The sequence below is a fragment of the Burkholderia sp. LMG 13014 genome, assembly GCF_905232215.1.
Classification (GTDB): Bacteria; Pseudomonadota; Gammaproteobacteria; order Burkholderiales; family Burkholderiaceae; genus Burkholderia.
This window is the reverse complement of sequence record NZ_CAJNKE010000448.1, coordinates 1-4,907: the sequence shown is the minus strand read 5'-3', so window position 1 is coordinate 4,907 and position 4,907 is coordinate 1. Positions and strand designations below refer to the sequence as shown.

Here is a 4,907-nt window from a genome sequence, read left to right as displayed (position 1 = left end):
GAGGCTCAGCACTTCCTCGTGATTGCCGCGCACGACGTGGCACCACGGTCGGTCGAGCAGGTCGAGGGCGGTTTCGGAGGCAGGGCCGCGGTCGACGAGGTCGCCGACCGAGAACAGGCGGTCGCGAGCCGGATCGAAGCGGAGGTCGTGCAGCAGGGCGCGCAGCACATCCACGCAGCCGTGCAGGTCGCCGACGACCAGGTCGCGGCCGGCCGTGTTCGCCGGATGGTGGCAGAGGGGGGCGGTGGCAGTCATCCCATTATCTTAGGCGCTCGCGCCCATCGCCACGTCACGATGGAATGACGATAATCGGGGCAGTACCCGTCGGTACGGCGCGGCGGGCTGCTCCGCGCGCCGGCCGAACCTTTCCATTCGCTTTCGGAATCACATGATGACGTTTTATCCGCAGGTATTACGCAACCGGCCGCGCCTGGTCGCGGCGTTCGTCGCCGGCCTGCTGTGTGCGGTGCTGCTGCCGTTTCCGCTGCGTCCGACGGTGCGTGCGCTGATCGGCTGGGATTGCGCGATCTGGCTGTATCTCGCGCTGATGTGGGTGCGCATGGTCACCGCGCACCATCACAAGGTGCGTGAAATCGCGATCCGCGAGGACGAAAACGCGACTACGGTGCTCACGGTCATCTGCATCGCGACCGTCGCGAGCGTGGCTGCGATCGCGATCGAGCTCGCGACCGCCAAGAGCGTTGGCTTCCGCGCGGGGCTCAGCCATTACGCGATCACGGGCGCGACGCTGTTCGGCGCGTGGTTCCTGATCCCGACGATCTTCACGCTGCACTATGCGCGGCTTTATTACGGCTCGCCGAGCAACGATCGCGCGCTGCGCTTCCCGGACCAGAAGCCCGAACCCGATTACTGGGATTTCCTGTATTTCGCGTTCACGCTCGCGGTCGCGTCGCAGACGGCCGACGTGTCGCTGACGAATCGCTCCGCGCGGCGCTCGGTGCTCGCGCAGTCGATCCTGTCGTTCTACTTCAACATGGCCGTGCTCGGGCTGTCGATCAACGTCGCGGCGGGCCTGCTGAGTTGACGCGGGCCGAGGCTATTTGAGCAGGTCGTACGGGCCGCCGCGCTCCAGCGCCCGCTGGTACGCGGGCCGCGCGTGGATCGCGTCGAGGAAACGCGCGATCGCCGGATACCGGCTGCCGCCCCCGCGTGCGGTCGCGGCTTCGAGCGGAAAGCTCATCTGGATGTCGGCGGCGCTGAAGCCGTCGCCGACGAACCAGCCGGTGCGGCTCAACGTGTCGTCGATATAGCCGAGATGCAGCGCGATCTGCGGATCGACGAAGCTCGACTGCAGCGTGTCGGCGATCTTGCGCGCGATCGGCTTTGCGAAGAACGGCATCGGCGCGTGCGCGATCCGCAGCGCGACGAGCTTGAGCAGCAGCGGCGGCATCGCCGACCCTTCCGCGTAGTGCAGCCAGTACGTGTAGTCGTGCCGCTCGGGCGTGCCGGGCGGCGGCGCCAGGCGCCCGTTGCCGTAGCGTTCGACCAGGTACTCGATGATCGCGCCCGATTCGGCATACGTGCGGCCGTCGTCGGTGACGACGGGCGACTTGCCGAGCGGGTGGATCGCGCGCAACTCGGCTGGCGCGAGCATCGTCTTCGGATCGCGCGCGTAGCGCACGATCTCGTACGGCACATCCAGTTCTTCGAGCAGCCAGAGCACGCGCTGCGAGCGCGAGTTGTTCAGGTGATGAACCGTGAGCATGTCGACACCGGAAGTGGGGGCGGAAACGACATCATACCCAGCGCGTGTGGCGCGCCCGCGAAACGCGTCGTGCGCCGTTTCGAGCGGCGTCCAGCCGACCGCGTCCAGCCAACCGCGTCTGGCCGACCGCCCCGATCCATCACGCGCGTCGCACCGCGATCCACGCGCCCCAGAACAGGCTCGCAAAAAAGCGCAGCGGCGCGTCGAAGCCCGCCTCGCGCAGCAGGCCGAACACGGCTTCCTCGGACGCGGGCGGATCGGCCCCCTGCAGGATCTTCGCGAGTTGCGCGCGCACGGCGTCGGGCGTCGCGCCCTTCATGCGCCAGCGCTGCTGCCATGCGTCGAGCAGGCGAGGGTGGTCCGCGTAGCGGCGATGATTGCCGGCGAGCACGAGCGGCGCGCCGGGTTTCAGGCGCCGCGCGATCGCATGCAGCAGCGCCGCCTTCGCTTCGTCGCCCGGGACGTGATGCAGCACGCCGATCAGCGTCGCGCCGTCGAACGGGGGCGTATCGGCCAACGCATCGACACCATCTTCGACGAACGCCGTGCGCGTGCCGAAGCCTGCCGCCTCGACGTTCGAGCGCGCGAGCGCGAGCATCGGCGCGGACGGATCGACGGCTGTGAACCGCCAGCCCGGCTCGAGCGCGGCCGCCACGCAGATTTCCTGCCCCGTGCCGCCCGCGCCCGCGACGAGGATCCTCGCATCGGGCACATCGATGGCCGACGCGAGCATGCACGCGGTGAGTTCGTGGCAGGCATCGTAGCCGGCGAGCGCGATGCGCGATTGCTCGGCGTATTCGTGTGCGCGTGCCGGATCGAATTTGGCGGCGCTGGCGGGAAGCGACATGGCGGGTTCCTCGGGTCGGGCGCGGACGACGTGTCCGCGAGCATGGCGCAGAGCGTAAGCGTGCGCGGCCGGTGCAACAAGGCGAGTGGTCATTCCGGTATGCCGGCTACCTGACTCGCCGGCACCTGCCGGATTGCGGGTTTTCCCGGGGTCGATTCGTATTTAAAAATGTCCGGGAGCGATGCATCGCGGTGGCGAATCCGGCGCATACTCGTTTCTCTCCCCCCGCCTGGCCGTCGCATGCCGGGCCCCGATGTGCCGCGCCGCTGGCGCGGCCATGCCGCTCGGTACGCACGAGGAGCGCATGATGTCCGATTGTCCGCACGATCCGTATGCGCAGCACCACATTCACTGCTTGCCGTTCGGCGCACAGCCCTGTGGCGCGCTCTGCGCGACGCCGCGCACGCATTTTCGCGTGTGGGCGCCGGGCAGCACGCAGGTCCAGCTCGAACTCGATACCGGCTTCGGTCCGTTGCTCGTTCCGATGACGGCCGCCGGCACGAACTGGTTCGAAGTCTTCGCCGATTGTGGCGCGGGTGCGCTTTACCGCTATCGCCTCGACGATACGGTATCGATTCCCGATCCCGCGTCGCGCTCGCAACCCGAAGGGCTCAACGGCCCGAGCGAGGTCGTCGATCCGCGCGCGTTCATCTGGCGCAACACGTTCTGGCACGGGCGCGCGTGGGAAGACATCGCGCTCTACGCGATTCGTCCGCACGCGGTGGGCGGCTTCGATGGCGTGCGCCGGCGCCTGCCGCGACTCGCGCGCCTTGGCGTGACTGCGCTGGAACTGCTGGCGTCGCCGCACGACAGCCTGCCGTTCGCGCCGCTCGCGGCGGAAGGCGGGCCCGATGCGCTGAAGGCGCTGATCGACGATGCGCATGGCTACGGTCTCGCGGTGCTGCTGGAGCTCGACTACGCGCGCTTCGGCAGCGGCACCGACGCGCTGCGCCACTACGCGGCGCCGTTCTTCCATACGCGCGACGATCCGCTGCAGGCGCCGCCGCTCGCGCTCGATCATCCGGAAGTCTGCGATTTCTTCTGCGACAACGCGCTGTACTGGATCGACGAGTACCGTTGCGACGGGCTGCGCCTGCGCGAAGCCGACCGGATCGGCGTGTCGTGGCTGCGCGAGATCGCGGATCGCGTGCGCGCGGCCGTGCCGGCCGACCGCCTGATCCACCTCGTGCTCGGCAGCGAGCGGCATCCGGCGCATCTTGCCGATACCCATTTCGATGCGCAGTGGAACGGGTGCGGCGAACGCGCGCTGCACCGGCTGACGGGGCGCGACGCGTCGGGTCACGAAGGCATTTCCACGCACCAGTCGATCCACACGCTCGCACGCGCGCTCACCGCGGCCGGGGCTGCGTTCCAGCCGGCTGCGTCGGGAGAGGGCATGATGGCTGCCGACAGCGGGCTGTCGTTGACGTCGCTGGTGCTGTCCGATGGCGCGTGGCGCGACAGCGGGCAGGGCGACCACGGGCAGGAGGCCGGTCTGGCCGCGCTTGCGCTGTCGCTGCTCACGCCGCAAATTCCGTTGATCTTCGACGAAACCGCGCGCGACATCGATCGCGCGCATTTCGTGCAATCGGCGCTGGCGGTGCGCGCGAAGCTGATCGCGCCGCGGCTGTCCGATTGCCGGCCGCAGGATGCGCGTGCGCTGAAGTCGGACGGCGACGGCGATGCCGACGCGCTGCTTGCATCATGGCGGCTCGCCGACGACGAGACGCTGACGATCGCGTTGAACCTGTCGCCCGAGGCGCTGCCGTTCGACGCCCCGAAAGGGCGGGTCGTGTTCGAGACGCCGGCCCGTGCGCGCGACCGGATCGATGAACGGGTGTTGCCGCCGTATTCGCTCGTCGCGTGGCTGACGGGCGACGTCAACCGGTATGCGCTCACGCACGATGCGCGGCGCATCGATGACGGTGCATGGCGAGACATGCGTCCGAACCTGAACGCATGATGATGTGAGCGAGCAAGCATCCGAACGGCCGGGTGTGTGTGCGCCCGGCTGCGCCGCAGGAAATCCCCGAGCTACCAGAACCCGCGAATGCCCGCGACGCCGTACGCGCCGTGGCGGCGCGCGTCGTCGAGGTGCGTGCGCGTCATGCCGCCGAGCGCGAAGACGGGCATCGCGGCCTGGGCAGCCAGCGTTTCGAACTGCGCCCAGCCGAGCGTCGGCGCACCGGGGTGGCTGAGGGTCGGCAACACGGGCGACAGCGTGACGAAATCCGCGCCGGCATGCGCGGCCAGCAGCAGGTCGTCGCGCGTGTGACAGGCGGCGGACACCCACCTTCCGGCTGGCAAAGGCCGCTGCGCGGCGGCGCGCAATGC

Annotated in this window: 6 protein-coding genes; 2 read left to right on the top strand and 4 right to left on the bottom strand. The window is 69.1% G+C overall.

What is annotated here, in order from left to right; all coding sequences use genetic code 11:
- Positions 1-255: metallophosphoesterase (locus JYJ84_RS28325; RefSeq protein WP_205189749.1), on the bottom strand; the 255-nt coding region annotated here is incomplete at its 3' end.
- Positions 256-391: 136 nt separating this feature from the next.
- On the opposite strand from JYJ84_RS28325, the gene JYJ84_RS28320 reads away from it, so the two are divergent.
- A complete protein-coding gene (locus JYJ84_RS28320; RefSeq protein WP_175221806.1) occupies positions 392-1,045 on the top strand; it encodes a DUF1345 domain-containing protein in 654 nt (217 codons plus the stop codon).
- Between the two features lie 12 nt (positions 1,046-1,057).
- On the opposite strand, the gene JYJ84_RS28315 is transcribed toward JYJ84_RS28320, so the two are convergent.
- The gene (locus JYJ84_RS28315; RefSeq protein WP_122949732.1) at positions 1,058-1,726 is read right to left on the bottom strand and encodes a glutathione S-transferase; all 669 of its coding nucleotides are present in this window, start codon (positions 1,724-1,726) and stop codon (positions 1,058-1,060) included.
- A 139-nt stretch (positions 1,727-1,865) separates the two neighbouring features.
- Complete coding sequence (locus JYJ84_RS28310) at positions 1,866-2,573, bottom strand: class I SAM-dependent methyltransferase (protein ID WP_175221781.1); 708 nt, start codon at positions 2,571-2,573, stop codon at positions 1,866-1,868.
- 307 nt (positions 2,574-2,880) lie between these two features.
- Here JYJ84_RS28310 and JYJ84_RS28305 point away from each other — a divergent pair, with 307 nt between their 5' ends.
- Entirely contained in the window at positions 2,881-4,536 is a 1,656-nt protein-coding gene (locus JYJ84_RS28305; protein ID WP_175221807.1) for a DUF3459 domain-containing protein, read from the top strand.
- A 71-nt stretch (positions 4,537-4,607) separates the two neighbouring features.
- Here the strand turns inward: JYJ84_RS28305 and JYJ84_RS28300 are convergent.
- The coding region (locus JYJ84_RS28300) for a thiamine phosphate synthase (protein ID WP_205189747.1) at positions 4,608-4,907 on the bottom strand (300 nt) is incomplete at its 5' end.

Excerpts from the sequence above, each read along its gene's own strand:
- JYJ84_RS28320 (WP_175221806.1), top strand. The coding sequence starts at position 392 with ATGACGTTTTATCCGCAGGTATTACGCAACCGGCCGCGCCTGGTCGCG.
- JYJ84_RS28315 (WP_122949732.1), bottom strand. The coding sequence starts at position 1,726 with ATGCTCACGGTTCATCACCTGAACAACTCGCGCTCGCAGCGCGTGCTC.
- JYJ84_RS28310 (WP_175221781.1), bottom strand. The coding sequence starts at position 2,573 with ATGTCGCTTCCCGCCAGCGCCGCCAAATTCGATCCGGCACGCGCACAC.
- JYJ84_RS28305 (WP_175221807.1), top strand. The coding sequence starts at position 2,881 with ATGTCCGATTGTCCGCACGATCCGTATGCGCAGCACCACATTCACTGC.